The organism is Trinickia sp. Z7 (assembly GCF_056498045.1).
The window spans coordinates 894,395-919,788 of sequence record NZ_JAUEQW010000001.1 but is presented as its reverse complement, the minus strand read 5'-3'; the positions used below and the strand labels follow the sequence as shown (position 1 = coordinate 919,788).

Genomic DNA, 25,394 nt, shown 5'->3' with positions numbered 1-25,394 from the left:
CCATAGCGAGTTGGTACCACCCCTTCCCATCCCGAACAGGACCGTGAAACGACTCCACGCCGATGATAGTGCGGATTCCCGTGTGAAAGTAGGTAATCGTCAGGCTCCTTCTGCCTCCAAACCCCCGTTAGCCTCAGCGCTACCGGGGGTTTGTGCTTTTAACGCCTCACAAAACACTCGCCGCTGAATCGCTGGCCTTCGCGGGCCGCAGGCAAGCTCCACAGCGGCCCTGCCGGTTAGCGGCGATCGCTGATTGTCGTGTTATAAGTCGCGCCTGCGATGAGCGTGTCCGACAACGTCAACCCGCTGACGTTGAAGGCGTAGATCGGACCGGGGGATGTCACGGTGGCAGGACCCGCAGCGACGGGCGAGCCGAAGTCGCAATTACTGATCGAGACGCCGGAGATCGCGGCGACCGTTGGTGTTGGCGGCGCGCCGTTATAGTCGAATGCAACCGGCCCCTGCATCACGATTGCTTGGAAGCACGAGCCAGTAACGCCGGCTACGGTCACGTTGCTCGCCTTCACATCCGCGATCGTCACGTTCTGAACCACGGGGGGCCTTGTGCGGACCGCGTCGTTGGCTGGTTGGTAATCGCAATCGAACGTGATCAGCCCACCCTGTGATGCCGAAGGGTTGCCGGCGGCGGCAGTGGCGACGCCCAGCGGCACAGTCGAATTGATCGGACTACCCGGAAGCATGGCGCTACCGTAGCCGCCGCCTTTCAGATTCACGCCGTTGGGCAAGGATACCCCCTTGACGTGAAAGTCCTTCACATATCCTCCGCGGTTCATATTCGTTTTCACGCGTATGGCGATATTAAGCGGATTCGTTTGCCAATTCGCATTCAGCATCGACAGGTTCGTCGCATAAATTTGCTCGACTCCACCGCCCATTTCGCTACCAAGCGTAATTCCGCCGTGACCGCTGTTCATCGTGCAATTGCGAATTAAATGGCGTCGTGCAGGCCCATATTCGGTGTCGAGATCCTTGCCGGATTTGACCGCGATGCAGTCGTCACCGGTGTTGAAGGTGCAGTCCTCCACGAGTACATTCGTGCAGGCATCGGGATCGAACCCATCGTTGTTCGGGCCGATGCTGTTGGTCGTTACGCCGCGAAATACCACGTTCGTGCAGGCGGTCGGATGGTGTTGCCAGAACGGCGTGTTTTGGGTCTGGTAGTCGGCCAGGAGGACGTCTTCACAGTCGATGAATTCGACCATGCAAGGACGCAAATAATGGCCCAAACCGAAGACACGTTTATCGACCGGCACGCCGGCCTCGGACAATGCGGACAGGTAATTTTGGTCCTGTTGCCAGGGCGTGAGCGGCGATGTCAATAACGCATAGAGCGCATCGGAAATACCCGGCGCGACGATTCTCAGATCCGTGTTATTCGGATTCGCGAACGCTTGGCTAGGCGCCGACGAACCGCCGCCGTAGGCGCCCGCGGAGCCTTTGTACGTCCACCAGCAGACGCTATTGTTGCCCGTGCCCGAAAAGGGTGTCATTGCTTGCCCGTTCAAGACCGACGTCGGGCCTTCCCCGGTGAGTCCTATACGAACGGCAGCCCGCGCATAGACCGGCGCGCCGAAATTCAGGCAATCGTTGGCCTGCCACCGGCTGTAGTACAGGTGTCCGTTTGCGCCGCAATCCACGGGACCGTCTTTCGCATAGTCGGCCGGGTTCGGACTGAAATAGATCGTGCAATCGGCGCTCAGATGAAAATGAACGTGACTGCGCAGCACGATCGGGCCGGCGCAGTACCAATGACCCGGCGGCACGACCACGCGGCCGCCGCCCTCCCGGTGGCAGGCCTCGATTGCCGCAAGGAAAGCCGACCGAGAATCGGGGGCGCTCGGTGCGGGCGTGTGCTCGGAGCCGGGGCTCGCAGGCGATTTTGCAGTGTTCGTATAAGGCGAAGTTGCAGGCACCACCGCGCATCGTTGTGCGCCGTACGCCGTTACATCGTAATCACGCGGGCGAAACAGCCGCTCGGAGACGTGTGCCAACGAAGCGGCGATGCGCGCCGCCGCGCCCCCTTCGCCCCAGATCGAATCATGCCCCGCGCGCGCTGCGACCTCGCTTGTCGCGCTTTCCGCCGCTCGGGCGAAGCGTAATGGGCCGCCCAGCACTGCGCTAGCGAGCAACGCGCTGCTCGTGCCGATGAAACGACGCCGATTTTGGCCGTGGTGGTCCCTTGGGGACGGCGTGGAGTTAACGCTGTGGCGCTTTGGCATGGCACTCCTTCGTATCTAGTGGGATGGGGTGACGCGAACGCAGACGATTTTCACCAGTCATCGTACAACCTGGAAAAGTGTACGCCGCAAAATCTCCCTATCTCCGCTCTCGTATACCCGATATGGGATGGAGAAACTCGGGTCCGCCAGCTTGGTGCTGTATTTGGTTGTCATACAACTTGCGTGCGACCATAGGCCATGAGTTCGCCGCCCCATTGCGGTCGCGGTCAGGACGAGGGCGACCGGCTTGGTCGCGCCGACTGCCTTGGCAGCGTCGAGAATTGCACCCCGATGAGAGGTCGCGTGGTGAGGGGAAGGTCGCTATCGCTTGACGTACTGTATGGGCATACAGTAAAAAGAAGCGATCTCAACCCGGGCGTGCCCGTGAAGCGGCTGACGCCATTCGCTGCGAACGGCCCTATTTTTTGGCGGGCGAGTCGATACGATGGACGATCGCGACACCGAATATCTCGTTGCCCCGCCGCAGCCCCTGAAGGGGCGCGGCGCGGTGACGAACTTGCAAGGACGCTTCGAACGCGATCAGCGGGAGGCGGTGGACGACGGCTGGGCGCCGGATGCCGAAGACGGTGCGCTGCCTGCGCTCAGGACGCAGGTATTCGAGGAAAACGCGAAAAGCATCCTGACGCGTAACGTTTCGCCCGATATCCCCTTCAGCGTCTCCTTGAACCCGTATCGCGGGTGCGAGCACGGATGCATTTACTGCTTCGCGCGCCCCACGCACAGTTATCTCGGTCTATCACCGGGGCTCGATTTCGAGAGTCGCATCTACGCGAAGGTCAATGCCCCCGAGTTGTTGCGGCGCGAACTGACCAAGAACGCTTATGTGCCCGAGCCGATTGCCCTGGGGGTGAATACCGACGCTTATCAACCCGTCGAGCGCGAACTGCGCCTGACGCGGCGCGTGATCGAAGTGCTGCACGACTGCGGGCATCCGTTTGCGGCGATAACCAAGTCGTCGTTGATCGAGCGAGACATCGATTTGCTCGCGCCGATGGCCGCGCGCGGTCTGGTGATGGCGGCGGTCACGATTACGACGCTCGACGCCGACATAGCGCGCACGCTGGAGCCGCGTGCAGCAACGCCGATGCGGCGCCTGCGCACCATTCGCGAACTGAGTGCGGCGGGTATTCCCGTCGGCGTCAGTATCGCGCCGGTGATCCCTTTCGTGACGGAGCCCGACCTCGAGCGCGTGTTGGAAGCTTGCGCGCAGGCCGGGGCGACGAGCGCCAGCTACATCGTTCTGCGTCTGCCGTGGGAAGTCGCGCCGCTTTTCAAAGATTGGTTGGCCGCGCACTTTCCGCAACGTGCCGAGCGGGTTATGGCTCGCGTGCGCGACATGCGGGGCGGCAAGGATTACGACGCGTCGTTCGGGCGGCGCATGAAAGGCGAGGGCGCATGGGCGGATTTGCTCCGCCAGCGTTTCGAAAAAGCCGTGAAACGGCTCGGCCTCAACCCGCGCCGGCACGGCATTCTCGATATGTCACACTTCCGGCGGCCTATCATCGTCCGGCCGTCGAGCCCGCAGATGAGCCTCTTTTGACGCTGGCGCGCTACCCTTTGGCGCCTCAACGCGACAGTGAATTGACCACGCTGCTTTGCGACTCGAAATAGGTTTGAAACGTCACGGCGAGCCCGCTCATGAGCAGGAAGGCCCCGATCAGCAGTGAAAATATCACGACGAAGATCACACCCCAACCGGATCGGCTGTGCGATGACTGCCCGGGGTTGAATTGCGCATCCCATTTTTGATCGGGGCGAAGTCCGTAAACGATTGCGGCTAGAAACGCGGCCAGGAGCGACACCGCGCCCGGTATTGCCAGCGCCCAGCCAAGCGCCGACGCACGTTCGCTGGCGACGAGCAGGAGCACGCCAGGAATGCCGAGCGCGGTACCGGCCAGGTGCGCCCATCCGAACGAGTCGCGCCAGCCGTATAGATAGAAGCGATGCGCGCCTAGGCTACCGAGCAGAAAAGCCAGTAGGGCGGTGATGGTTTTGGAGCGAAATCGAACGGGGGCGTGGGAAATACTGGTGGGCATGACCATCGAGGTGATTGCGTGGGTTCGTGAGGGGAAAGCTTGCGCCCGTGAGACGCCGCAGCGCGCATTGTACGGCCGCGTTTGCCCGGCGGGCCGGGCGGCAATCGCCCTGCTTGCACACTGGGGCGGTAAGTGTTTGTTATGGTTTCAGTTTCCCGCTATAATCGAGCGTTTCAGTGGTTCCGAACCCCCGGTTTTCAAGGATTACAGTATGGTCATCATCCGCTTGGCACGTGGCGGCTCGAAGAAGCGCCCGTTCTACAACATCGTCGCCACCGATTCGCGCAGCCGTCGCGACGGCCGTTTCATCGAGCGTGTCGGCTTCTACAACCCGGTCGCCACGAAGGGTGAATCGCTGCGTATCGCTCAGGATCGTCTGACGTACTGGCAAGGCGTGGGCGCACAGCTTTCGCCTACCGTCGAGCGCCTCGTGAAGCAAGCGCAAAAGGCGCAGCCGGCTGCTTGATTGCCGTTGCGGCGCCGTCGGGCGCTGTTTGGCCGATAGCGGCGCGCCGGTCGGCCACAGGTCGGGGCAATCGGCCAACTGTGAGGTTTATCGATGTCCGTTCGTGATTCGGGCGGTTCGGGGCGAGCGAAGACAGCTTCCCGAGCGTCTGTGTCGTTTGGCGCGTTCGCGCGCAAGCCGGTCGAGCGCAATGCTGTGGCGCCTGCAGCCGCCGGTCGAGCGTCGGGTATCGAGCCGGTCGACACGTTGCCCGACGATGCCGTCGAAGTCGGCGCCATCGTCGACGCCTACGGCCTAAAAGGCTGGGTCAAGGTGGCGGCGCACGCCGGTACGAGCAAAGGCGGCGACGCGCTGACCAGCGCCAAGCGCTGGTGGCTCGAGAAAGGGCGCGAGTTGAAAGTCGCGCCTGTCGTTGCGGCGAAGATTCATAGCGACAGCGTGGTCGCGCAATTGAGCGGCCCGGCCGATCGCGATCAGGCTTTAGCGCTGAAAGGCTGGCGGGTCTATGTACGCCGGAGCGATTTTCCAGCGCTCGATGCTGACGAGTTCTACTGGGTCGATTTGATCGGCCTTCACGTCGTCAACGAGGAAGGTGTGGCGCTAGGCGCCGTTGCCGATATGATCGACAACGGCGCGCACGCCGTGCTGCGCGTCGAATACCCCGCCCAGGGCAAGGATGGGCAGCTCGTGACCGGCGAGCGGTTGATTCCGTTCGTCGGGGTGTATGTGAAAACGGTGGATCAAGCGGCGAAGCGCATCGTCGTCGATTGGCAGGCCGATTACTGAGCATGGTCGACGCTAGGGAGCGCACGATGCAGTTCGATGTCGTCACGCTCTTTCCCGAAATGTTCCGCGCGGTTACCGAGTGGGGCATTACGAGCCGAGCGGCGAAACAAGGGCGGTTTGGGTTGAGAACGTGGAATCCACGCGATTTCACGTCGGACAACTACCGGACCGTCGACGATCGGCCCTATGGCGGCGGCCCCGGTATGGTCATGCTAGCCAAGCCGCTCGAAGCGGCCATCGGTGCGGCGAAGGCCGCGCAGGCGGCCCAGGGTGTCGCGGTTACGCGCGTCGTGATGATGTCGCCGCAAGGCGCCACCCTCGATCACGAGCGCGTCATGCGTTTCGCTCAAGAGCCCGGGCTGGTGTTGCTCTGCGGCAGGTATGAAGCGATCGATCAGCGGCTCATCGATCGTTGCGTAGACGAAGAAGTGAGTCTCGGCGATTTCGTGCTGTCGGGCGGTGAGTTGCCGGCGATGGCGCTGATGGACGCGGTGGTGCGGCAGTTGCCGGGCGTGCTGGGCGACGCTCAGTCGGCCGTGCAAGACAGCTTCGTCGATGGCTTGCTCGATTGCCCGCATTACACGCGCCCCGAGGAATACGAGGGCGTGCGCGTGCCCGACGTGCTGCTCGGCGGGCATCATGCCGAAATCGAGCAATGGCGGCGCAAAGAGGCGCTGAGAAATACGCTCGCCAAGCGGCCCGATCTGATCGAGCGCGCTAGGCGCAACAAGATGTTGAGCCGTGCCGATGAGGCATGGCTCGCAAGTCTTGCGAAAGCGGCGTCGAAGGCCTAGCGGTCTTCTTCCCGAACGCAGGGCGCAGGCGGCGCCGCGTATGCGGCGCCAGATGTTGAACCCATCCTCTATCGGGGCCGAGCCAAACCGTCCAGGTGACACGCGGCAGGCAGAACGCCGACAAGATGGCATAAGGAGTCTGTGATGGATCTGATTGCAAAACTCGAGCAGGAAGAAATCGAGCGCGTGCTCGCCGGCAAATCGATTCCCGAGTTCGCCCCGGGCGATACGGTGATCGTGAACGTCAACGTGGTCGAAGGTACCCGCAAGCGTGTCCAGGCCTATGAAGGCGTGGTGATCGCCAAGCGCAACCGTGGCTTGAACTCGTCGTTCATCGTCCGCAAGATCTCGTCGGGCGAAGGCGTCGAGCGTACGTTCCAAACGTATTCGCCGCTGTTGGCCAGCATCGTCGTGAAGCGTCGCGGTGACGTGCGTCGCGCGAAGCTGTACTACCTGCGCGAACGTTCGGGCAAGTCGGCACGCATCAAGGAAAAGCTGGTCTCGAAGGACCGCGCGGCTTCCTAAGCGTGAAAGCTGTAAGAAAAAGCACCCGTAATGGGTGCTTTTTTGTTTCCCGGCAGCAGGATCAAAATGGCGGTTATCCGCTCATGACCTCCCGAGTGCAACTTTGATTCGCCCCGTCTTCGAACCCGAAGTGCTTCCGATCGAAGCAACCGGCGCCGGCTTGCCCGGTGTGGCGGCATATCGCCTCACACCACCGGGGTTGCGCGAGCGCTTCGAGCAGCGCCTTGCGTGGGCGCCCGAGCCCTTCGAGGTTTTGTCGCAGGAGCTAAGTGATCCGCGGGCGGCCGCTGTGCTCGTCCCATTGATCGCGCGCGAGACAGGGCTTTCCGTCCTGCTCACGCAACGCGCCGATCATCTCAGCGATCACGCCGGACAGATCAGTTTCCCAGGCGGTCGGCGGGAGCCGTCCGACCCGGATGCGGTGGCGACAGCCCTGCGTGAGGCGCAAGAGGAGGTGGCGCTTGCGCCCGAGCGCGTCGAAGTGCTCGGCGCGCTGCCCGATTACCTGACCGGCACCGGTTTTCGCGTCACGCCTGTCGTAGGCCTGGTGCATCCGCCGTTTAGCGTGCGCGCCGATACACTCGAAGTCGCCGACATCTTCGAGGTGCCACTGCCGTTTTTGATGAACCCGGCCAATCACGAGGTACGCGTATTGCATTGGGAGGGGGGCGAGCGCCGGTTCTTCGCGATGCCGTACCCGCGCTCGGGCGCAGGGGGGCACTATTTCATCTGGGGCGCGACGGCCGGCATGCTGCGCAATTTCTATCGTTTTCTAGCTGCCTGAACGCATAGCGCGCGGCGCGCGAGCCGTCACGTCGAGACGAGCGCATTCGAGTATCGCGCCCTGTGCTATCGTTACGCGACAATTGAACAAACTCGAATTGCCACGGCCCTTCGCATGACCTTTTTCTCCGTATTGTTGGCCCTTGTTTTCGAACAACTGCGTGCGCTGTCGCAAAGCAACCCCATCTTTGCGTTGCTGCAGTATCACGCGGAATCGGCCGCGCAAGGCTTCGACGCGGGCAAGAAAAAACACGGCATGCTCGCCTGGCTCGTGGTAGTGCTGCCATGGACGCTAGCCGTTGCGGCCATCTATTACGTCCTGTATCGAATCAGCTTTGTGCTGGCGTTCCTTTGGAACGTGGTCATCGTTTATTTCACGCTCGGTTTTCGCCAGTTCAGCCATTACTTCACCGATATTCACCTCGCGCTCAATAACGACGATGTCCCAAGAGCACGAGAGATTCTGGGCGAATGGACGGGCATGGACACCGTCGACATGCCGGTGGGCGAGATCGTGCGCCATACCTTGATTCATGCGGTCGTCGCCTCGCATCGGCATGTATTCGGCGTCTTCTTCTGGTTTTTGGTGCCGATCGGCCCCGCCGGCGCCGTGCTTTATCGGATCTCGGAATACCTCGCCCGAACCTGGGGCGTGTCGGTCGGCGAACGTACGGCCGCTTTCGGCGCGTTCGCGCGCAGTGCCTTTTTTGTGATCGACTGGCTGCCCGCGCGATTGACGGCGCTCGGTTTCGCGATTGTCGGAAATTTCGAAGATGCCATTTACGCGTGGCGCAATCACGCGCGTCAGTGGCCCGATGCGAACGACGGCGTGTTGCTCGCTGCCGGCAGCGGGGCACTGGGCGCACGGCTCGCGGGGCCCTTGGCGGAGCCGTCGAGCCTCGATGCGCTAGGTGCGCCCGATGGCGGGCCCATGCCGGTCGGCGACGATTGCACGCCGCGCACCCTCCAATCGGCCGTGGGACTGGTTTGGCGCGCCGTCATCCTCTGGATGATTCTGCTGCTGATGCTCACCATCGCTGTTTGGGTCGGCTAGACCTCTAGGCAGCCGCAACCGCACTAGCCATCGCCTCGGCAAATTGCGCTAGCTGGCGCTGAGCTAGACCTCATCGTCTTCGCCAGCTTCGCGCGCCGCGCCGCAACGCCAGCAGGCGGTGAATTGCGGCTCCAAGGTTTCGCCGCAGGCGCTGCAGCGCCAACGTCGCGCGCCGGGCGGGGGGCCGTTTTGTGCGGCTTGCAGGATCCGCCTCGCCAACATTTCATCGCGCTCGTCGACGAGCCATAGCTCGGGTGCGCACTGATCTGCGGGGATCTCGCCGAGTGCACCATTTAGGTAGCGATTGTGCAGTTCGCAGCCGATTCCCGCCGCTTCGAGCAAGTTGACCCAATGTTGGCCGATGACGGGATTCGGGGCTTGGGTCAGCTTGATCATGCGGCGTCCTAAAAGAGCGCAATGCGGCGCCCGCGCTATCTCACGACCTGGCTGGCCTCATGAACGAGCTGCGCGTATAGCGCATGCCTCTCGCGCGCGACGCGCCCGTCCGCCAGCGCTTCCAGAATCGCGCACCCTGGCTCGTGCAGATGATGGCAATTGTAAAAACGACAGTGCGCAAGCAAAGGGCGAAATTCGGGGAACGCGCGCTCGAGCCTGCCTTCGGTCAAGTGATAGAGCCCGAACTCCTGAAAGCCGGGCGAATCGATCAATGCACCACCCTCGGGCAGCGGGTACAGGCGCGTGAACGTCGTCGTGTGGCGACCGCTGTTGAGCGCCGTCGAAATTTCGCGCGTGGCGACATCGGCGTTGGGCACGACGAGATTGACGAGCGTCGATTTGCCCATGCCCGATTGGCCAAGCAACAGCGTCGCATGGCCCTGCAAACGCGTCCGTAGTGCGGTGAGCGCTTCCTCCGGCTGCGTCTTGATCGACAACTCGAGCACTTCGTAACCGAGTGCGCGATAGCGCGCCAAGCGCTCGCGCGCAGCGGGCAGTGCCGCGGTCACGTCGGTTTTGTTCAGAACGATCAGCGGCTTCAATTCGTTGGCTTCGGCGGCCACCAGTGCACGGCCGAGGAGGTCTTCGCTGAAGTGCGGCTCGGTGGCCAACACGATCAGCAGTTGATCGAGGTTCGCCGCAAACAGCTTCGACTTGAATTGATCCGACCGATACAGGAGGTTGCGGCGTTCGCCGATTTCGACGATGACACCTTGATCGGCCGAGCTTTGCTCGTAGACGACGCGATCGCCCACGGCCACTTCGCTTTTTTTACCCCGCGGAAAACATTGCAAGAGTGCATGAGGCTCGTGCTCGGGCGCAACGAGATAATGCCGGCCGTGGGCGGCGATCACGAGGCCGGCCAAGCGCTCGGCGCCGCTGCGTTTTACCGAGTGGGAGGGGGCGCTCATGCGTGCCGCAGCAGCCGTTCGATCCGCTGCGACGCGGGCGGGTGCGAATAGTAGAACGCTGTGTAGACAGGATCGGGGGTCAGCGTGGCCGCGTTGTCCTCGTAGAGCTTCACCAGGGCATTGACGAGCTCGTTGGCATCGGTCTGGCTTGCCGCGAAGGCGTCGGCTTCGAACTCGTGCTTGCGCGAACTCAAGCTGCCGAGCGGCGTGACGAAGAACATGAACACCGGCAGCGCTAGAAAGAAAAGGACCAGCGCCAAAGCGTCGTTGCTGCCGCTCATCGAAGGGCGCACGCCCAGACCCTCGTAAAACCACGTGCGCTGGCCCAGCCAGCCGAGCAGCGCGAACAGGCCGAGGCTGATCGCAAACGTGACGAGCATGCGCTTGAGCACGTGGCGTCGCTTGAAATGTCCCAACTCATGCGCGAGCACGGCTTCGATCTCGCTGGCGCTGAGGCGGGCAAGCAGCGTATCGAAAAAGACGATGCGCTTGGCCGAGCCGAAACCGGTGAAATAGGCGTTGCCATGCGCTGAGCGGCGGCTGCCGTCCATCACGAACAAGCCCTTGGCGGCGAAGCCGCAGCGTTTCATCAGCGCGTCGATGCGGTGGCTGAGCGCTTCGTCCGCGAGCGGTTCGAACTTGTTGAACAGCGGCGCGATCAGCGTTGGATACAGGACGAGCACGAGCATTTGGAAGGCGACGATAACGGCCCACGCCCACAACCACCACAGCGCGCCGGCGCGGCCCATCAGCCACAGCACGACGAACAGCAACGGCAGGCCGAACGCCGCGCCGAGCGCCGCGCCTTTGGCCAGATCCGCAAAGAAAATCGCTCGCGTCATGCGGTTGAAGCCGAATCGCTCCTCCACGACGAATTGCCGGTAATAGTCGAACGGCAAATCGACGACGCTGGTGATGACGACGACGGCGGCCACGAGCGCGATCTGGCCCGCATAGCCTTGGCCGAACCAGGCAGAGACGGCCCGATCGAGTGCTTGCACGCCGCCGAGCAGCGTGAGCGCGACGACGAGCATGGCGCCGACGACGATTTCGAGCATCGACAAGCGCGTGCGAACGACGGTGTAGTCGGCGGCGCGCCGATGCGCCTCGAGCTTGATCGTTTCGGCGAACTGCCTGGGCACCGCGTCTCGGTGCGCCGCGACGAAGCGGATTTGCCGGGAGGCCAGCCACAGTTTCGTGGCGACCATCGCGACCACCATGACGGCGAACAAGACGGTGAAGTCGATAGCGGGCATCGGGAAGTCCAAAGTATCTATGCGAGAATTATAAAGTTTCGCGGGCGCGGGCGAGCGTGCCCGACCCCGCGCGGCGCCGTTTCGCTTCCCTTTGCATCAACGACCGGATTGCTTTCATGACTGATTTACTCGAACCCGTCGGTGAGCCGACGCTCGTGCGCAGCGAGATGAACCTCGTCTGGCTCGATATGGAAATGACGGGGCTCGAGCCCGATACCGACCGCATCATCGAGATCGCCGTGGTCGTGACGAACTCGACGCTCGATAAAGTCGTCGAAGGCCCTGTGCTCGCCATTCACCAGAGCGATGAAACGCTCGGCAAAATGGATGATTGGAACAAGAATACACACGGCCGCTCGGGTCTCATCGATCGGGTGCGCGCGTCCACCGTGGACGAAGCGCAAGCCACCGAACTGATTCGTGCGTTCCTCGGCAACTACGTGCCGCCGGGCAAATCGCCGATGTGCGGCAACTCGATTTGCCAGGACCGGCGCTTCATGGCGCGGTGGATGCCGGAACTCGAGCGCTTCTTCCATTACCGCAATCTCGACGTGAGCACGCTCAAGGAGCTTTGCCGCCGCTGGCAACCCGCCATCTACAAGGGTTTCCAAAAGCGCGCCATGCATACGGCGCTCGCCGACATTCACGAGTCGATCGACGAGCTCAAATACTACCGAGCGCATTTCTTGATCCCATCGCCGAGCGCCGTGCCGAGCGCAGGCAATTGACGCGGCATCGCGTCGCGCTCGACGGCCCCGACCGGCGCCGCCGGGCGCGTCAAACGGAAGGGGCGCGCCGGGCGCTCTTCGGCCGGAATGCCGCGACGACCCGATCGTTCGTGCTCACGTACGGGCCGCCGATGAGATCGATGCAGTACGGCACCGCCGCAAAGATGCCCGGCGTTTTCACCGCGCCGCTTTCGTCGCGCAGCCCCTCGAGCGTTTCCTGAATCGACTTCGGCTGGCCCGGCAGATTGATGATCAGCGCCGCATGGTCGCCGGTTTCGCGAATCACCGCCACTTGGCGCGAGAGAATCGCCGTGGGCACGAAATTGAGGCTGATTTGGCGCATTTGCTCGCCGAATCCCGGCATTTCTTTCGTGGCGACGGCGAGCGTCGCCTCGGGCGTGACGTCTCGCCGCGCCGGGCCGGTGCCGCCCGTCGTCAGCACCAGATCGCAGCCGAACGTGTCGACGAGTTCGATCAGCGTGGCCGAAATTCGCTCGAGGTCGTCGGCGATGAGCCGTTTCTCGACGCGCCACGGAGAAGCCAATGCGCCGCCCAGCCACGTTTCCAGCGCAGGCAGTCCTTTGTCTTCATAGACGCCGCTCGAGGCGCGATCGCTGATCGAAACGAGCCCGATGACGATCTCGTCGGGATGGTTACGCGTCGTTTTGGTCATCGTCGTCTTCCGTCGAATCCGTAGGGTCCTCGCCTTCGCCGCCGCCGCTCGCGGACTTGATCCACTGAAACAGTTCGCGGAAATAGCGCGGCGGCTTGCCTTGCTGCGCTTCCTTGCGCGCGTTGCGGATCAGCGTGCGGCCTTCCTGGGCGTCGGCGCCGGGATGCGCGCGCAGAAATGCCGTGAACGCGTCGTCGTGGGCGATCAGTTGCTCGCGGGTTTGCTCGATCCAATGCAGCCGTGCCGTTTCGGCTTTGTTCACGCCGCGGTACGTTTCGAGGGCCGTGCGCAAGGCCCCGATCTCGTCTTCGGTGAGCGAGCGCATGACGCGCCCGATGTACTGGATTTGGCGGCGTTTGCCTTCATGATCGGTGATGCGGCGCGCGTCGCGCACGGCATCGGCCAAATTGTCGGGCATCGGCATGCGCTTGAGCGCGTCTTTCGGCAGCTCGACCAGATCGACGCCCAAGGCTTGCAGCGCGTGCATTTCGCGCTTCAATTGCGATTTGCTGGGACGCTCGTCGGCCAGATCCTGATCGGCCGAATCATCGTGCTCGATCGGTTGAATACGGGTTTTGCGTGTCATGGGCGTTATTGTAGCGCGCGACCATCCGCGCAAGCCTTGCTATGATCGCGGGATGCGAACGATCGAGCATGCCCGGCCAGCACGTCGGCCGGCGGCCCGAGCCGTGCTCAACAGACAGTTCTATACCGGACGGCAATCACGATGGCAGCGGACACCGAAACCTCACAACGCTTCTTCCCGCATACTCAAGATGAATTGAAGGAGATCGCGTCCGACATTCTCAAGCATGCGAAGTCGCTGGGCGCCACCGACGCCGCCACCGAAATTTCGGAGGGCGACGGCCTATCGGTATCCGTGCGGCGCGGCGAAGTCGAGACGATCGAGCACAACCGCGACAAGATGGTCGGCGTGACCGTCTTCATCGGGGCCAAGCGCGGCAACGCGAGCACGTCGGATTTTTCGAAGGAGGCGCTGCGCGACACCGTGGCGGCGGCCTACAACATCGCGCGCTTCACGGCCGAGGACGAATGCGCGGGGCTGGCCGAAGCCGAATTGCTCGAGACGGACCCGCGCGACCTCGATCTCTATCACCCATGGCATTTGTCGGCCGACGAGGCCGTCGAGATCGCGCGCCGGGCCGAGGACGCCGCCTTCGCCACCGGTCCGCAGATCCGCAACTCGGAAGGCGCAAGCGTATCGGCCCAGCACTCGCAGTTCGTGCTCGCCACCACGCGCGGCTTTTTGGCCGGTTACCCGTATTCGCGGCACTACGTTGCCTGCGCGCCGATCGCGGGCAGCGGCCGCAACATGCAGCGCGACGATTGGTATTCGTCCAAGCGCGATGCGCTTTCGCTCGCGCAGCCCGAAGCCGTCGGCCGTTACGCGGCCGAACGGGCGCTCGCGCGGCTCGGTGCGCGCCGGCTCGATACGCGCAAGGTGCCGGTGCTGTTCGAGGCGCCGCTTGCCGCCGGGTTGCTCGGAGCGTTCGTGCAGGCGACGAGCGGCGGCGCGCTCTATCGCAAGACGTCGTTTCTCGTCGATAGCCTGGGCAAGCGCGTCTTCGCGCCGCACGTGCAGATCGTGGAAGATCCGCATGTGCCGCGCGCGATGGGCAGCGCGCCGTTCGACGAGGAAGGCGTGCGCACGAAACAGCGCTCGGTGGTGAAAGACGGAGTCGTCGAGGGTTACTTTCTGTCCACTTACTCCGCGCGCAAGCTGGGCATGCAGACGACCGGCAATGCCGGCGGTTCGCACAATCTCACGCTCATGAGCAGCGAGACGCGGCCTGAAGACGATTTCAAGGCAATGCTCAAGAAGCTTGGAACGGGGTTGTTGCTAACCGAGCTGATGGGGCAGGGCGTCAATTACGTCACCGGCGACTATTCTCGCGGTGCGTCCGGCTTTTGGGTCGAGAACGGAGAGATTCAGTATGCCGTCGAGGAGATCACCGTCGCCGGTACGCTGCAGGAGATGTTCAATCATATCGTCGCAATCGGCGCCGATTCCATCGTGCGGGGTACGAAGCAAACCGGTTCGGTGTTGATCGAACGGATGACCATCGCGGGACAGTGAGCGCGGAGATGCGGCGGGGTGCCACGCCCCGCGCGAATAGAACGGGCGCGTCGCCTGCGCGATCGCGGGCCGTCAGTGGTCCACGCGCGCGCGAAGCCCCCAAGCGTGCTCAGCGGCGGGCGCTGTCGATTCGCTGGTAGACCACCCGCGCGTAGTCGAAGTCGGGCCCCTGGTGCGTCTCGCGCGACACGGCTTCCCACTCGCGGGCGTCGGGGGCGGGAAACGTGGCGTCTCCGTCGAAGTCGGCGTCGATCTCCGTGATGACGAGCTTGTCCGCCAACGCGATGCCCTCGCCATAAAGCTGGGTGCCGCCGATCAGGAAGGCTTGCGTTGCGCCGTCCTTGGCTGCCAAGGCCAGCGCGCTCTCGATGCTCGTCGCGATCTCGCAGCCTTCGAAGCGGCGCTGCGCGTCGCGCGTGACGACGATATTGCGACGCCCCGGCAGCGGCCGACCGATCGATTCGTGGGTTTTGCGGCCCATGATGATCGGCGCGCCCATCGTCGCGCGCTTGAAGAAGGCGAGGTCTTCGGGCAGGTGCCAGGGCAGTTGGTTATTGCGGCCGATCACGCCGTTGCGGGCGCGGGCGACGATTATCGTCAATGTCGTCATGGCGAAAAGCGAGTGCGTTCGAGGAAGCGGTCGGAATCGACCACGATTTTACGCGAGCGCGCATCGAATGCCGCTTTCGCCGTCGCTTCACTCCGTCGCCATCTTGCCGTCGCCGCGGTCTTCGTCGTCTGCCGCGCTGGTCTTCTCCTCCGATGCCGAGGGGTCCCGCAGTCCATGCGAGCCCATCAATCGGTAAAGCGTCACGCGCGAGATACCCAGATCCATGGCCGCTTCGTTGAGCCGGTGCCGATGGCGCAGCAACGCGGCTTCGATAGCGCGTTTTTCCGCGGCCTCGCGCGCTTGCGCGAGCGTCATTGTTTCCTGTCGCGTGAACTGAGCGAGATCGAGGTCGTCCGCATTGATCAGCTTGCCCTCGGCCATCACGATCGCGCGCCGCACTCGATTGATGAGTTCGCGCACGTTCCCGGGCCAGCCGTACTTGTGCATCGCCTCGATCGCGGATGGCGCGAACCCCCGAATCTTGCGCGCACTGTCGGTCTTGAACTTATGCAAGACGTGGTGCGCCAAGATCTCGATGTCTTTGCCACGCGCGCGCAGCGGCGGCTCGTCGATGCGCAGCACGCACAGCCGGTGAAACAAGTCCGCCCGGAAACGCCCGTCGCGCATTGCGCCATCGAGATCGACGTGCGTGGCTGAAATCACGCGTACGTCGACGGGGATCGATTCGCGGCCCCCGAGCCGCTCGATCTTGCCTTCCTGCAGAAAGCGCAGCAGGCTGGCTTGGCTTTCCAGCGGCAGATCGCCGATCTCGTCGAGGAACAACGTGCCGCCGTTCGCGGCTTCGACACGACCGATCTTGCGTTGGTTGGCGCCGGTGAATGCGCCGCGCTCATAGCCGAACAATTCCGACTGAAGCAAGTGTTGCGGGATCGCGCCGCAATTGATCGCGACGAACGGTTCCTTGCGGCGCGGCGAACGCTCGTGAATGGCGACCGCCGTGAGTTCTTTGCCCGTGCCCGATTCGCCGGCAATGAAGACCGAGGCGTCGGTGTTCGCGATCTTGCGGATCGTGCGGAACAATTGCTGCATGGCCTCGCAGGTTCCGACCATTTCGTCGTCGCCCGCGCTCGCCACGCCGGTGGCGAGGTCGAGGTCCGTCAGCGACACCATGCCGAACGCATGACCGAGCAGATAGTCCACGGTAGGGGCGGCGGCCGGCAGCTTCACGTAATCGAAGCAATAACTACGAATCAAGCGGCGCACGTCGGGTTCGGCCAGGCGGTCGGGGCTGGCGAGCGCCACCCATCCGACGAGCGGCTGACGCAAGCCCGTCTCGAGTGCGCACAGCTCGCGCGCACTCAGGCGCGATAGGTCGACGATGCCCGCGTAGGGCATGTCGGGCCGCACGAGGCGGGCGCAATCGGCGCTCGTGCGCGCGATCGAAACGCTCCAGCCGCGGCTCTTCAAATGATCGACGAGCCCGTCGTCGGGCGTGCGCGACAAATAGACGAGGGCACGCGGTTCGGATTCGTGTTGTTGCTCGCGGCTGCATTTGCCGTGCGCGAGCGCCAACTTCGGCCCGAGCGCCGAGAGCGGAGCGAGGGAGGTCAAATGAGAAGTATCACGCACGATGCACCCGTATGGTCACGCATCAAAAGGTGTACGGGAACCGCACGCCGACGACGAAGTTCGGTGCATCGGGCGTGAGCCCGATCGATACCGATCCGTTGATCGTCAAGTGCTTGTTCACGACGTGGTTCAGTCCAAAATTCACCGCGGCCGCCACGGTCTCGCTGCCCGGCACTTTCTGCCAGCCCTGGCCGGGCGCTTGCGTTTCGCTCTCGGGCTCGATCGCCATCGTGTAGGACACGCTCGCGGAATCTTTCTCGGAGAAGGCGAGGGCGACGCCGGCGCCCCACTGAATCACATCGCCTAGCTTGACTTTTGCCGGCGAGGTTTGCCCCTCGACGGAAGAGACATCCGAGAACGAGCGTGCGAGGTTGTACGTGTAGGACAGGCTACCGAACAACACGACCGGATCGTAGGTTTTGAGCACCGATACGCCGGCCGTGATGTTCCAGAAGCCGGTGCCCGTGGGCAGCTTGGTGGGCGCAACGAGACTCGTGTTGTTCGGGTCGACCTGCACGAGCTTGATGCCGAAGGGTGAGGTCCCCGTCGGCGCTTTCACGCGCACGCTCCCGACGATGTCGGGCCAGTCGCCGCTTTCCTTGAGCAATTGGTAGTAGATGCCGAAGTTGACGTCGCCGATTGCGCTAGAGGAGCCCGATGCATCCGACAGGGCGCCCGCCGCGCCGCCCGCGCCGCCGACGATGAAGTTGCTGTGGCGATAGACGTAGGGGACGTCGACGTCGAAGCTGATGCGGTCCGTCAGGCCGTAGCGCACGTCGAGGTCCTCCATCACTTGGTGCGACTTCGTCTGGCCGAGGTTGATGTTGCCGAGGAAGATGGCGTCCAGCGCCAAGAACCCGGACAACTGCAACTGGCGCCGATCGTAGTAGGTATCGCTCAAGCCCCAATCCAGGGTGAGCTTGCGATCGAACAACGGCGCGTGCTCGCGTTGAACCACGGCGTTTTCCGCCTCGGTGCGAACCGGTTGCGCCGCCTTTTGCGTGGTGCCGATCGCCGAGCCTTGCGCGCCCGTGCCTGCCGTGCCGGTTCCCGGTTGGGACAACGTGGTGGTGGTCGGTACGCCAGCGGCGGTGGAGGCGCCGCTCGTCGGGCCGGTCGACCCCGGATCGACTTGCGCGAGCGGCGGCAACTGCACGGGCAAGCCGTCGGCCCCGGGCGGCGGGACAGTTGCCGCATCCCCTTGCGCTGCGCCCGTCAAGCCTCGCCCGCGCTGCGCCATTTCGAGGCGCGTCACCTGAGCCTCGAGCGACTGGATTTGACGCTGCTGTTCGTCGACCACGCGCATCATCGTGGTCAGCCGCTCTTCGATCGATTGCGCGGACAGCGCCTGCGCCGCTGCGCCCTGCGGCAGCCCCATGACGAGCACCGCCGCCGGTATCGCTGCAAGCTTGATGCGGCAAGCCTGGCATGCGCCCCTCGTTGACAACTTGGACATTGTTGTTCCCCCGGTTTTGCTTCGGCGTGAAGCGCGGCTTAGTCGCCGCTTGCGCTTCACGTCTCCCTCGTTAGCCGACTGCTTGCTTGGTCTTGGTCCTCTTTTCGATGCGGCGCCCTTGCGCGACCTTGCGGGTCAGCGCCTGAGCGCGGCAGCGTTGCGCAACGCCTGCTGCACGCCGAGCTGCCGCAATAGCGCGGCGGACATCGGCTGTGTCTGGATGCTCAGCTTCAATTGATTGACGACCCCCTGCCCGTTGCCCGCGATCTGCAGCAACTGGGCGATCGAGCCGCCGCGTTGCGCGCCCGCAGGCGCGATGGTTTGTGTCGCGATCCCGGCCGGCGTCTGCACCGACACGGCAACGCCGCCGTTGGCGAAGCTGATGCCGGCTTTGACGTTGCCCGACGCGCTCGTGGCCGCGGCGGTCGGACTCGTCGTGGTCACGGTCGGTGCCGGGCCCGAGCCGTTGAAGTCGATCACGGTCGAATTCGCGCCGACGTTGCCGTTGCCTGCGACTTGCGTGATCTGGGAGACGCCGCTCACGGAGACGTTTTGCCCGCCCGTCGCGCTCGCTTGCGGGTTCGCACCGGAACCGGCGGGGGCCATTGCCGACGTGTGGCCGCCGCTCGCGATCGGCCCTGCGTTGCCGTTCGAAGCGCCGGCGGCATTCGCGCTTGGCAGGCCGGTTTGCGGCGACCTGCCGTTGCCGACGCCGAGACCGTTGGCATTGCCATTTCCATGTCCGACGCCGTCGCTCGCTTGCGCCGAGGTCGTCACCTGGGCGGAGAGGGCGTTGTTCAGATGGGTCGAGATCGTGAGCGTGCCTTGCGCGCTGGCGGACGCGCCGTTGGGCATTTGCCATTGCGAGAGCAGTTCGAGCACGAGCCCCGACACCGTCGTGCCGCCGGGGCCTTTGCCGCTTTGCTGCGCAAGCACGTCGTCGTCGACGGCTTGCCAGCGCGCGCCTGCCGATGCCGAGAGAAACTCGGGCGGCGCCGCAAGCCGCGGCGCGGCCTGCGCGGCGCTTGCGAGTCCACCGGTAGCCAGTGCAAGCGCGAGCGTGAGAGGGGATAGAAGTAGGTGTCTCATGAGGTTCAGAACCAGTCTGCCCTAGACAATCCGTAATCCACGAAGGGTGTCGCGGCGGTGCTCGCGGCGAGCGCGCGCTCGCGCAGTTGCAACGCCAGCGACACGTTGTCCTGCAATAAAGGGGAGTCCTCCCGGAATGGCTTGCCGAGGACCGCGAACACGAGCCCGTTCCAGCTCGCGACGAAGTCCTCGTCGAGCACGATGCGATTGCCGAGTGCGGGATCGGCGATGAAGATGCGCCCATGCTCGGCATGCTTGACGATGACGAAGTGCTCGTAGCCGCCGATATTCATCAGCACGAGCACGGGAATTTGCAGGTGGTAGAGCGCATCGAGGTTCACGCGAAAGCCGCGGCCGCGCAGGCCGATCGTCTCGACGAAGTGCTTCATGTCGAGCATCGAAAAGCCGTTCTTGACGACGACTTCCGGGCTCGAGAAGGCCATCATGCGGCGGATCAATTCGGGCTCGGCGATGTCGATGCCGTAGCCGTACTTGAGCAGCGTCGCGAGCGCGGCCGAGCCGCAACTGTAGTCGTAGCGCTGGCCGACGATATGACCGTATCGAATGTCCCGCATCGAGCGCACCGTCTTGGTGAGTGGCACGCCAGCAAGGTTAGACGTATCGATGGTCGACTGCGCGTTGCTTGGCGCACATATCGCGGCGCAAACGAGCGCGGCGATCTGCCGCCATGCCGCGAAGCTGGCACGTCGTGACATGCTGACTCCCCTCGTAGAGCGCATACCGGCCGCTGTCGAGCACCGGTATGCGTAAGCGCTGTGATCTGCGGCGCACGGCTAGCCGTGGGCGCCGGCTAGCCGTCGAGCGCGACGCTCAATGGCCGCTCATGTTCGTCGCTGCGATGGCCAGGCCGTTGTGCTGCAGATTCCCGGCGCCGCCGGCGATGTTCACGCCGATGTTGCCGGTCGAGTTCCGCAACGCTCCGGCGCCGATGCTTGCGGTGCCGCTGATCGAACCTTGGAACGAGAGCGCCGTCGATTGGCTGTTGTCGTCGGTGGCGACCATGGCGACCGCGAGCGGGATCGCGCCGTCTTTCAGATTCGTCGTCGATGCGGCGAGGCTGTTGTTTTGCCCATTGGCCACGCCGGCGGCGATATTCACGCCCAAGTTGCCCGAGACGTTGCTCAGCGAGTTGTCGCCCAGCGAAGCATTGAGCATGAAGTTGTTCACGGTCGCGGTGCCGCCCGACACTTGCGAGCTGAAGATTTGTGCGTTGCCGAACACATTGCCGGTATCGACGGAGGCCAGCGAGGCATCGTTGCTTTGACCGTTGCTGACGCCTTCGGCCACGTTGATGCCGATGTTGCCCGAGGAGCCGTTGCCCGCGTTCGCGCCCGTCGTGGCCGTCAGGACACCCGGGTGTTGCGTGTTGATGTAGTCCGTCACCGAACCCGTCACCGTCACGTTCTTCGAATCGACGGATTCGCCGAAGGCCCACGATGCGTCATGGCTCCTGCTGTGCGACTCGCTCCACGATGCGGAGCCCGACGATTGCTCGGCGAAGGCTTGCCCGCCGGAGCCCTGGTCCGCGTGGAACTGCCACACGGCGCCTTGCCCCGACCCCTGCGCGGCGCTCTGTTGCTTTTGCGACGCATACTTGTCGGCGGCGGTGCCTTCGAACGCGTTGACGCTAATGTTGCCGCTCACGCTGGCGCTGCCCGAGCTGGAGCCGTGATGATGGTGATGCGAAACGCTGTAGTTCAGGTTCGCCGAGCCGCTTGCGGTCAAAGTGGCGCTGGCGTCCTGCGAGTTGTGCGATTCGCTGCTCGCGCTGCTCGATTGCTGGTTGCTGTATTCGTAGCCGCCGCCCGAGATCGAGCTGCTCTGGTTCCGGTATGCGTAGGCGGAGGATTCGCCAAAGCTTTGCGCAAACGATCTGGCGCCCGACTCGCTGCTCGTGCTCGACCCCTTCGCATAGCCGCTTCCCGTCACCGAGCGATAGTTGTTGTTCAATGCCGTCGTCACTTGGCCCATCGAGTAGCTTTGGGCCATCGGATCGAGCCTTGCATTCGCCGCCAGCACTTGGTTGTTGTTGACGACGGCGCCGACCGAGCTCGATACGGTGACGCAGCCGAACAGACGCACGAAACCATCCAGATGGACGTTCTCGGTCACGCCCGTTTCGTTGTAGATGAAGGGGTTCTTGACGTTGTGCGCGAACGCGCTGCCCGAGGCGACTGCGAGCACTGCTGCGGCGATGAGTGTGCGTTTCATGATGACGCTCCGATGAGGAAAGGGACTACGTTAGAAAAAAGTGCCCGCCGGGGGACGGAGCACAAAACTATTCGCCGTGGCGTTACCGGCGCCGGCCGTCTGGTTGATTTGCGCGATGCCGCTTGCGTTCTTGAGCACATCGTTGCCAATGCGCACCGCGCGCTCGCCCTGAGCCATCGCCGATACATCCACACGTCCTTGCTTGGGAGAGGCCGCGGACAGCACGCTGTCCGCGACGCTTTCCACTCCTGTCGCCGCAGCGCCGAGCACGACGCTGTTGCGTTGAAGATTGGCCGCGCCGGCCGCTTGATTCACCATCGTCATGCCGGACACGTTCGCCAAAGCGCCGCTCTCGATGCTGGCTCGCGCGCTGGGCACGAGCGCGCTCGCCTGGGCGCTTTGCGCGCTGCTCACATCGGCGAGGCCGTTGGGCGCCAACACGATCGCGGCTTGGTTGCTTTGCGCGTTGCTCAGGCCGGCCGCTTCGTTCACGCTCACGACGCCCTTGATGCCGGCGAGCGCATCGCTCGCGATCGCGGCCTCGCCGGTGACGACAGGTATCGTTTGCGCCAGGACCGGCGATGTCGCCGCGAGTGCGCAACAGCACGCGGCGAACATCCCGGCCGCCCGTGCGCGGCCTCGATGGCTCGACGTGTTCATCTGAACCCCCCGAGGCCGGCTAGTCCGGTGGTGAGCGGCGCGAGCGCGCCGGTGACGGAGGTGGCGATCGTTCCTCCGACGCCGACCGTGGCCGACGGTGCGCCGGTCGGACCCATCGCGACGTTATTGCCCGTTGCCGAGCCGCCCAAGAGTTTGGTCAGCGCTTGCAAACTGGCCGCGCCGCCAGCTACGCCATTGCTTGCGACGCCTTGCGAGCCGTGCGCCTGCGTCAGGTCAGCGTCGGATACGAGCGAGCCGACCGTCGCGTCGAATGCGGGAGCGGGGAAGGTCGTGGCCCGCACGGCTACGGGATTCTCGTTTCGGGGAATCGCGTTGAATGCATCGCGCGGCATGACGGCGCGCTCGACGATGATGTCGCCCGGATTGCCGGCGTATTGCGCGAACGCGTTCGGCGCCGGTGCGGCGACGAGCACGGCGGCCAAACCCGGCAGCAGCGCAACCCAGGCGCGGCGAGGGGGCGAGGCAAGGACGATGAAGGGCATGACGAGTTCTCCGGCGAACGCCTGGTGCAGGTGCACGGTTACTTGCGGAAATAGCTGACGGCGTTGCTCTGCGCGACGTGGGACGTATCCACCGGCACGGGGACGGGCGCAGGGGGCGCGATTTCGTCCCACAGCGTCACTGACGAGCGGCCTCTAACCGTTTGCGCCGATGCCGCGATCGTCATGAGCCCGAGCCCGGTTCCGCGCTGATTCGCAAGCACTCGGTCGTCGAGCGCCATGCTCACGGTTGCGCTTGTTTGATCGTTCGCAATGAGGCTGGCGTCCTCGGGTTGCGCCGAGGTGGGTTCGTGTTGCAGCGCTTGCTGCTGCGGCTGCGCATCGAACGTATCGAATGTATCGGCGCATGCATTGCCGGACACCGCGGCCGCCGCCGCGATCGCCAGCGCGGCGATCGCGACACAGGAACGCAAGGTGATGTGCTGAACGAATGGCATGGGGTCTCTCCGTTGTGCGGACACTCAACGCGAAAGCCGTGCCATGGCCCCAAAAACGTTGCGGGAATGGGCTTCTTGCAAAATCGGATGCGATAAACGAGGCTAAATCGCGAGAAAGCGTTTCAGCGCTGAAACTGCGAACCAGAAAAGCTGCCGGTTCGCGTTGTCACGGGGAAGAGTCGGTGTCGCAAAAGGGCCACGCAGGGCGGCCAAAATCGCGCGGCGGCAACAGCGGGAATGCCGGCGGCGCAGGGGACGCGCGGGCTTATTGCAAGTTTACGGCGAATGTAAGTGCTTCTGGAACGGCCCATATAGTAAGCTGTGGGAACAGTTTCATCTCAGCAAAATCGCCGAACAAACGGCAATTGCTATTAATAATGCGTTTGCGAGCGCGTTGATCTGGGTTGTCGCCAAGGACCGCAGCGGGCTCCACGCCTTTGAGAGAGTCGGGGTAGGCATGCGCTGGCGCGTTTGTCGTGCATGACGTCTTGCTTCATGTTCATGAATAAGAGGTCTGAACAATGGAACCCGCAAGTCGGCCACTGATTTACGTTACTCGCGAGGTCAATTCCCAATTGAGCGCGCATTTCAATGCGCGCGGCTGGCAGGTGTCGGTGGCCGCGAGCGCGCGTGATGCGCGCCGAGCGTTGCGCAATGACGCGGCGGCCGGCGGTCTGCTCGATTTATCCAGTCGATTCGATTCCCATGAAATCGCGGCGCTCGAGTCGTGCTTGACTCTGCCCAATATCGGTTGGGTCGCGGCGACCGCCCCCGGCCAACTGCAAGAGAGCGCGTTGCGCCGGCTCGTGCGCGACTACTGCTACGACTACGTCACGATGCCCTACGACGCCCCGCGCATCGTCGATTCGGTCGGGCACGCCTATGGCATGGTGGTGCTCGGCGCAGCGGAAGACGGCGATGCCGTGCGCTCGGGCGACGGCGAAATGGTGGGCTCGTGCGACGCCATGCGCGCCTTGTTCCGCGCCATCCGCAAGGTGGCGATGACCGACGCGCCCGTCTTCATTTCAGGCGAATCGGGCACCGGCAAGGAACTGACGGCCGTCGCCATACACGAGCGATCGGCGCGGCGCGCAGCGGCCTTGGTGGCGATCAACTGCGGCGCGATTCCGCCGCATTTGCTGCAGTCGGAGTTGTTCGGCTACGAGCGCGGCGCGTTCACGGGTGCGAGCCACCGCAAAATCGGCCGGATCGAGGCAGCCCACGGCGGGACCTTGTTCCTCGACGAAATCGGCGATCTGCCGCTCGAGAGCCAAGCGAGCCTGTTGCGGTTCTTGCAAGAGGGGCGAATCGAGCGGCTGGGGGGGCAGGAGTCGATCGCCGTCGACGTGCGTGTCATCTCGGCCACGCACGTCGACATGCAGCGCGCGATGCAGGAAGGGCGTTTCCGCCCGGATCTCTATCATCGGCTCTGCGTGCTGCAGATCGACGAGCCGCCGCTGCGCGCGCGCGGGAGGGATATCGAGCTGCTCGCGCGCCACATGCTCGAGCGTTTCGGCAAAGATGGCGCGCGCCGGCGGCGCGGTTTTTCGGCCGACGCGATCGCCGCGCTCCACAATTACCCGTGGCCCGGCAACGTGCGCGAGCTCATCAACCGTGTCCGGCGGGCGATCGTGATGTCGGAAGGACGGCTCATCACGGCGCACGATCTCGAATTGGCCGACTACGTCGAGATCGCGCCCATCTCGCTTGCCCAGGCGCGCGAGGCCGCGGAGCGGCAGGCGATCGAATTGGCGCTGCTGCGGCACCGCGGGCGGCTCGGCGACGCCGCGCAAGACCTCGGCATCTCGCGCGTGACGCTGTACCGCTTGCTCTGTGCGCACGACATGCGTCATCCGGAAATCGTGCCGGGCGAGCATCGCATGACGAGTTGATGCGCCGGTGCGGCTCGGCGCAAAGCATGCTTCGGGGCGAAATTCTTCGCGCTTGATAAAATCGAGGTTTGCGCGGTGCT

26 protein-coding genes and 1 rRNA gene are annotated in these 25,394 nt (G+C 63.8%); 11 read left to right on the top strand and 16 right to left on the bottom strand.

Features of this window, described 5'->3' with window-relative positions; translation table 11 throughout:
- Positions 1-105: ribosomal RNA gene (rrf, locus tag QQS38_RS04090) — 5S ribosomal RNA — on the top strand; the annotation flags it as partial.
- 131 nt (positions 106-236) lie between these two features.
- Here rrf and QQS38_RS04085 read toward each other — a convergent pair.
- The gene (locus tag QQS38_RS04085; RefSeq protein ID WP_479644059.1) at positions 237-2,240 is read right to left on the bottom strand and encodes a glycoside hydrolase family 28 protein; all 2,004 of its coding nucleotides are present in this window, start codon (positions 2,238-2,240) and stop codon (positions 237-239) included.
- A gap of 445 nt (positions 2,241-2,685) precedes the next feature.
- Between QQS38_RS04085 and QQS38_RS04080 the strand changes: the two genes are divergently transcribed.
- Positions 2,686-3,801, top strand: coding sequence for a PA0069 family radical SAM protein (locus QQS38_RS04080; protein WP_479644058.1), 1,116 nt, complete (start codon positions 2,686-2,688; stop codon positions 3,799-3,801).
- A 25-nt stretch (positions 3,802-3,826) separates the two neighbouring features.
- Here the strand turns inward: QQS38_RS04080 and QQS38_RS04075 are convergent, their stop codons facing one another.
- Positions 3,827-4,303 (bottom strand): NINE protein, encoded by a 477-nt coding sequence (locus QQS38_RS04075; protein ID WP_479644057.1) that lies wholly within the window; start codon positions 4,301-4,303, stop codon positions 3,827-3,829.
- A 205-nt stretch (positions 4,304-4,508) separates the two neighbouring features.
- Between QQS38_RS04075 and rpsP the strand changes: the two genes are divergently transcribed.
- The 6 genes from rpsP (at position 4,509) to QQS38_RS04045 (ending at position 8,705) form a co-directional block, all read left to right on the top strand.
- On the top strand, positions 4,509-4,763 hold the full coding sequence (rpsP, locus tag QQS38_RS04070; protein ID WP_173258456.1) for a 30S ribosomal protein S16: 255 nt from the start codon (positions 4,509-4,511) through the stop codon (positions 4,761-4,763).
- Positions 4,764-4,856: 93 nt separating this feature from the next.
- Complete coding sequence (gene rimM / locus QQS38_RS04065; RefSeq protein ID WP_479644056.1) at positions 4,857-5,549, top strand: ribosome maturation factor RimM; 693 nt, start codon at positions 4,857-4,859, stop codon at positions 5,547-5,549.
- 2 nt (positions 5,550-5,551) lie between these two features.
- On the top strand, positions 5,552-6,343 hold the full coding sequence (gene trmD, locus QQS38_RS04060) for a tRNA (guanosine(37)-N1)-methyltransferase TrmD (protein ID WP_479644055.1): 792 nt from the start codon (positions 5,552-5,554) through the stop codon (positions 6,341-6,343).
- Between the two features lie 144 nt (positions 6,344-6,487).
- On the top strand, positions 6,488-6,868 hold the full coding sequence (gene rplS, locus QQS38_RS04055) for a 50S ribosomal protein L19 (RefSeq protein ID WP_277431024.1): 381 nt from the start codon (positions 6,488-6,490) through the stop codon (positions 6,866-6,868).
- Positions 6,869-6,971: 103 nt separating this feature from the next.
- Positions 6,972-7,652, top strand: coding sequence for a CoA pyrophosphatase (locus tag QQS38_RS04050; RefSeq protein WP_479644054.1), 681 nt, complete (start codon positions 6,972-6,974; stop codon positions 7,650-7,652).
- 114 nt (positions 7,653-7,766) lie between these two features.
- Positions 7,767-8,705, top strand: coding sequence for a CobD/CbiB family protein (locus QQS38_RS04045; RefSeq protein WP_479644053.1), 939 nt, complete (start codon positions 7,767-7,769; stop codon positions 8,703-8,705).
- A gap of 63 nt (positions 8,706-8,768) precedes the next feature.
- On the opposite strand, the gene QQS38_RS04040 is transcribed toward QQS38_RS04045, so the two are convergent.
- From QQS38_RS04040 to QQS38_RS04030, 3 genes are read right to left on the bottom strand one after another with little or no spacing between them, the layout of a single operon-like run.
- Positions 8,769-9,098, bottom strand: a complete 330-nt coding sequence (locus tag QQS38_RS04040) for a putative signal transducing protein (RefSeq protein ID WP_479644105.1) — start codon at positions 9,096-9,098, stop codon at positions 8,769-8,771.
- A 38-nt stretch (positions 9,099-9,136) separates the two neighbouring features.
- Positions 9,137-10,072, bottom strand: coding sequence for a ribosome small subunit-dependent GTPase A (gene rsgA / locus QQS38_RS04035; protein ID WP_479644052.1), 936 nt, complete (start codon positions 10,070-10,072; stop codon positions 9,137-9,139).
- Complete coding sequence (locus tag QQS38_RS04030; RefSeq protein WP_479644051.1) at positions 10,069-11,328, bottom strand: M48 family metallopeptidase; 1,260 nt, start codon at positions 11,326-11,328, stop codon at positions 10,069-10,071. The genes rsgA and QQS38_RS04030 overlap by 4 nt, the downstream gene beginning before the upstream one ends.
- Before the next feature lie 116 nt (positions 11,329-11,444).
- Here QQS38_RS04030 and orn point away from each other — a divergent pair, with 116 nt between their 5' ends.
- Complete coding sequence (orn, locus tag QQS38_RS04025) at positions 11,445-12,056, top strand: oligoribonuclease (protein ID WP_479644050.1); 612 nt, start codon at positions 11,445-11,447, stop codon at positions 12,054-12,056.
- A gap of 49 nt (positions 12,057-12,105) precedes the next feature.
- Here orn and mog read toward each other — a convergent pair whose 3' ends face one another.
- Entirely contained in the window at positions 12,106-12,729 is a 624-nt protein-coding gene (gene mog, locus QQS38_RS04020) for a molybdopterin adenylyltransferase (protein ID WP_479644049.1), read from the bottom strand.
- Positions 12,710-13,315, bottom strand: coding sequence for a ribosome biogenesis factor YjgA (yjgA, locus tag QQS38_RS04015; protein WP_479644048.1), 606 nt, complete (start codon positions 13,313-13,315; stop codon positions 12,710-12,712). The genes mog and yjgA overlap by 20 nt, the downstream gene beginning before the upstream one ends.
- A gap of 141 nt (positions 13,316-13,456) precedes the next feature.
- Between yjgA and pmbA the strand changes: the two genes are divergently transcribed.
- Positions 13,457-14,827, top strand: a complete 1,371-nt coding sequence (pmbA, locus tag QQS38_RS04010) for a metalloprotease PmbA (RefSeq protein WP_479644047.1) — start codon at positions 13,457-13,459, stop codon at positions 14,825-14,827.
- Positions 14,828-14,936: 109 nt separating this feature from the next.
- Here the strand turns inward: pmbA and QQS38_RS04005 are convergent, their stop codons facing one another.
- The 9 genes from QQS38_RS04005 to QQS38_RS03965 form a co-directional block, all read right to left on the bottom strand.
- A complete protein-coding gene (locus QQS38_RS04005; RefSeq protein WP_479644046.1) occupies positions 14,937-15,437 on the bottom strand; it encodes a dihydrofolate reductase in 501 nt (166 codons plus the stop codon).
- Positions 15,438-15,524: 87 nt separating this feature from the next.
- Positions 15,525-16,970 carry a sigma-54 dependent transcriptional regulator gene (locus QQS38_RS04000; protein WP_479644104.1) on the bottom strand — a complete coding sequence of 482 codons (1,446 nt, stop codon included), beginning with the start codon at positions 16,968-16,970 and terminating at the stop codon, positions 15,525-15,527.
- Positions 16,971-17,049: 79 nt separating this feature from the next.
- Complete coding sequence (locus tag QQS38_RS03995) at positions 17,050-18,483, bottom strand: hypothetical protein (RefSeq protein WP_479644045.1); 1,434 nt, start codon at positions 18,481-18,483, stop codon at positions 17,050-17,052.
- A 135-nt stretch (positions 18,484-18,618) separates the two neighbouring features.
- Complete coding sequence (locus tag QQS38_RS03990) at positions 18,619-19,572, bottom strand: peptidase C39 (protein ID WP_479644044.1); 954 nt, start codon at positions 19,570-19,572, stop codon at positions 18,619-18,621.
- Positions 19,573-19,577: 5 nt separating this feature from the next.
- On the bottom strand, positions 19,578-20,288 hold the full coding sequence (locus tag QQS38_RS03985; protein ID WP_479644043.1) for a C39 family peptidase: 711 nt from the start codon (positions 20,286-20,288) through the stop codon (positions 19,578-19,580).
- A 115-nt stretch (positions 20,289-20,403) separates the two neighbouring features.
- Complete coding sequence (locus QQS38_RS03980; protein WP_479644042.1) at positions 20,404-21,804, bottom strand: hypothetical protein; 1,401 nt, start codon at positions 21,802-21,804, stop codon at positions 20,404-20,406.
- Between the two features lie 30 nt (positions 21,805-21,834).
- Positions 21,835-22,464: a hypothetical protein gene (locus QQS38_RS03975; RefSeq protein ID WP_479644041.1), complete on the bottom strand. Its 630-nt coding sequence runs from the start codon at positions 22,462-22,464 to the stop codon at positions 21,835-21,837.
- On the bottom strand, positions 22,461-22,967 hold the full coding sequence (locus QQS38_RS03970; RefSeq protein WP_479644040.1) for a hypothetical protein: 507 nt from the start codon (positions 22,965-22,967) through the stop codon (positions 22,461-22,463). The genes QQS38_RS03975 and QQS38_RS03970 overlap by 4 nt, the downstream gene beginning before the upstream one ends.
- A gap of 38 nt (positions 22,968-23,005) precedes the next feature.
- Positions 23,006-23,422, bottom strand: coding sequence for a hypothetical protein (locus QQS38_RS03965; RefSeq protein WP_479644039.1), 417 nt, complete (start codon positions 23,420-23,422; stop codon positions 23,006-23,008).
- Positions 23,423-23,943: 521 nt separating this feature from the next.
- Here QQS38_RS03965 and QQS38_RS03960 point away from each other — a divergent pair.
- Positions 23,944-25,314 (top strand): sigma-54 dependent transcriptional regulator, encoded by a 1,371-nt coding sequence (locus QQS38_RS03960; protein WP_479644038.1) that lies wholly within the window; start codon positions 23,944-23,946, stop codon positions 25,312-25,314.
- The last annotated feature ends 80 nt before the right edge of the window (positions 25,315-25,394 follow it).

What these genes read in the sequence shown, in the direction of transcription:
- QQS38_RS04085 (WP_479644059.1), bottom strand. Translation starts at nt 2,240, where the DNA reads ATGCCAAAGCGCCACAGCGTTAACTCCACGCCGTCCCCAAGGGACCAC.
- QQS38_RS04080 (WP_479644058.1), top strand. Translation starts at nt 2,686, where the DNA reads ATGGACGATCGCGACACCGAATATCTCGTTGCCCCGCCGCAGCCCCTG.
- QQS38_RS04075 (WP_479644057.1), bottom strand. Translation starts at nt 4,303, where the DNA reads ATGGTCATGCCCACCAGTATTTCCCACGCCCCCGTTCGATTTCGCTCC.
- rpsP (WP_173258456.1), top strand. Translation starts at nt 4,509, where the DNA reads ATGGTCATCATCCGCTTGGCACGTGGCGGCTCGAAGAAGCGCCCGTTC.
- rimM (WP_479644056.1), top strand. Translation starts at nt 4,857, where the DNA reads ATGTCCGTTCGTGATTCGGGCGGTTCGGGGCGAGCGAAGACAGCTTCC.
- trmD (WP_479644055.1), top strand. Translation starts at nt 5,552, where the DNA reads ATGGTCGACGCTAGGGAGCGCACGATGCAGTTCGATGTCGTCACGCTC.
- rplS (WP_277431024.1), top strand. Translation starts at nt 6,488, where the DNA reads ATGGATCTGATTGCAAAACTCGAGCAGGAAGAAATCGAGCGCGTGCTC.
- QQS38_RS04045 (WP_479644053.1), top strand. Translation starts at nt 7,767, where the DNA reads ATGACCTTTTTCTCCGTATTGTTGGCCCTTGTTTTCGAACAACTGCGT.
- rsgA (WP_479644052.1), bottom strand. Translation starts at nt 10,072, where the DNA reads ATGAGCGCCCCCTCCCACTCGGTAAAACGCAGCGGCGCCGAGCGCTTG.
- QQS38_RS04030 (WP_479644051.1), bottom strand. Translation starts at nt 11,328, where the DNA reads ATGCCCGCTATCGACTTCACCGTCTTGTTCGCCGTCATGGTGGTCGCG.
- orn (WP_479644050.1), top strand. Translation starts at nt 11,445, where the DNA reads ATGACTGATTTACTCGAACCCGTCGGTGAGCCGACGCTCGTGCGCAGC.
- mog (WP_479644049.1), bottom strand. Translation starts at nt 12,729, where the DNA reads ATGACCAAAACGACGCGTAACCATCCCGACGAGATCGTCATCGGGCTC.
- yjgA (WP_479644048.1), bottom strand. Translation starts at nt 13,315, where the DNA reads ATGACACGCAAAACCCGTATTCAACCGATCGAGCACGATGATTCGGCC.
- pmbA (WP_479644047.1), top strand. Translation starts at nt 13,457, where the DNA reads ATGGCAGCGGACACCGAAACCTCACAACGCTTCTTCCCGCATACTCAA.
- QQS38_RS04005 (WP_479644046.1), bottom strand. Translation starts at nt 15,437, where the DNA reads ATGACGACATTGACGATAATCGTCGCCCGCGCCCGCAACGGCGTGATC.
- QQS38_RS03995 (WP_479644045.1), bottom strand. Translation starts at nt 18,483, where the DNA reads ATGTCCAAGTTGTCAACGAGGGGCGCATGCCAGGCTTGCCGCATCAAG.
- QQS38_RS03990 (WP_479644044.1), bottom strand. Translation starts at nt 19,572, where the DNA reads ATGAGACACCTACTTCTATCCCCTCTCACGCTCGCGCTTGCACTGGCT.
- QQS38_RS03985 (WP_479644043.1), bottom strand. Translation starts at nt 20,288, where the DNA reads ATGTCACGACGTGCCAGCTTCGCGGCATGGCGGCAGATCGCCGCGCTC.
- QQS38_RS03980 (WP_479644042.1), bottom strand. Translation starts at nt 21,804, where the DNA reads ATGAAACGCACACTCATCGCCGCAGCAGTGCTCGCAGTCGCCTCGGGC.
- QQS38_RS03975 (WP_479644041.1), bottom strand. Translation starts at nt 22,464, where the DNA reads ATGAACACGTCGAGCCATCGAGGCCGCGCACGGGCGGCCGGGATGTTC.
- QQS38_RS03970 (WP_479644040.1), bottom strand. Translation starts at nt 22,967, where the DNA reads ATGCCCTTCATCGTCCTTGCCTCGCCCCCTCGCCGCGCCTGGGTTGCG.
- QQS38_RS03965 (WP_479644039.1), bottom strand. Translation starts at nt 23,422, where the DNA reads ATGCCATTCGTTCAGCACATCACCTTGCGTTCCTGTGTCGCGATCGCC.
- QQS38_RS03960 (WP_479644038.1), top strand. Translation starts at nt 23,944, where the DNA reads ATGGAACCCGCAAGTCGGCCACTGATTTACGTTACTCGCGAGGTCAAT.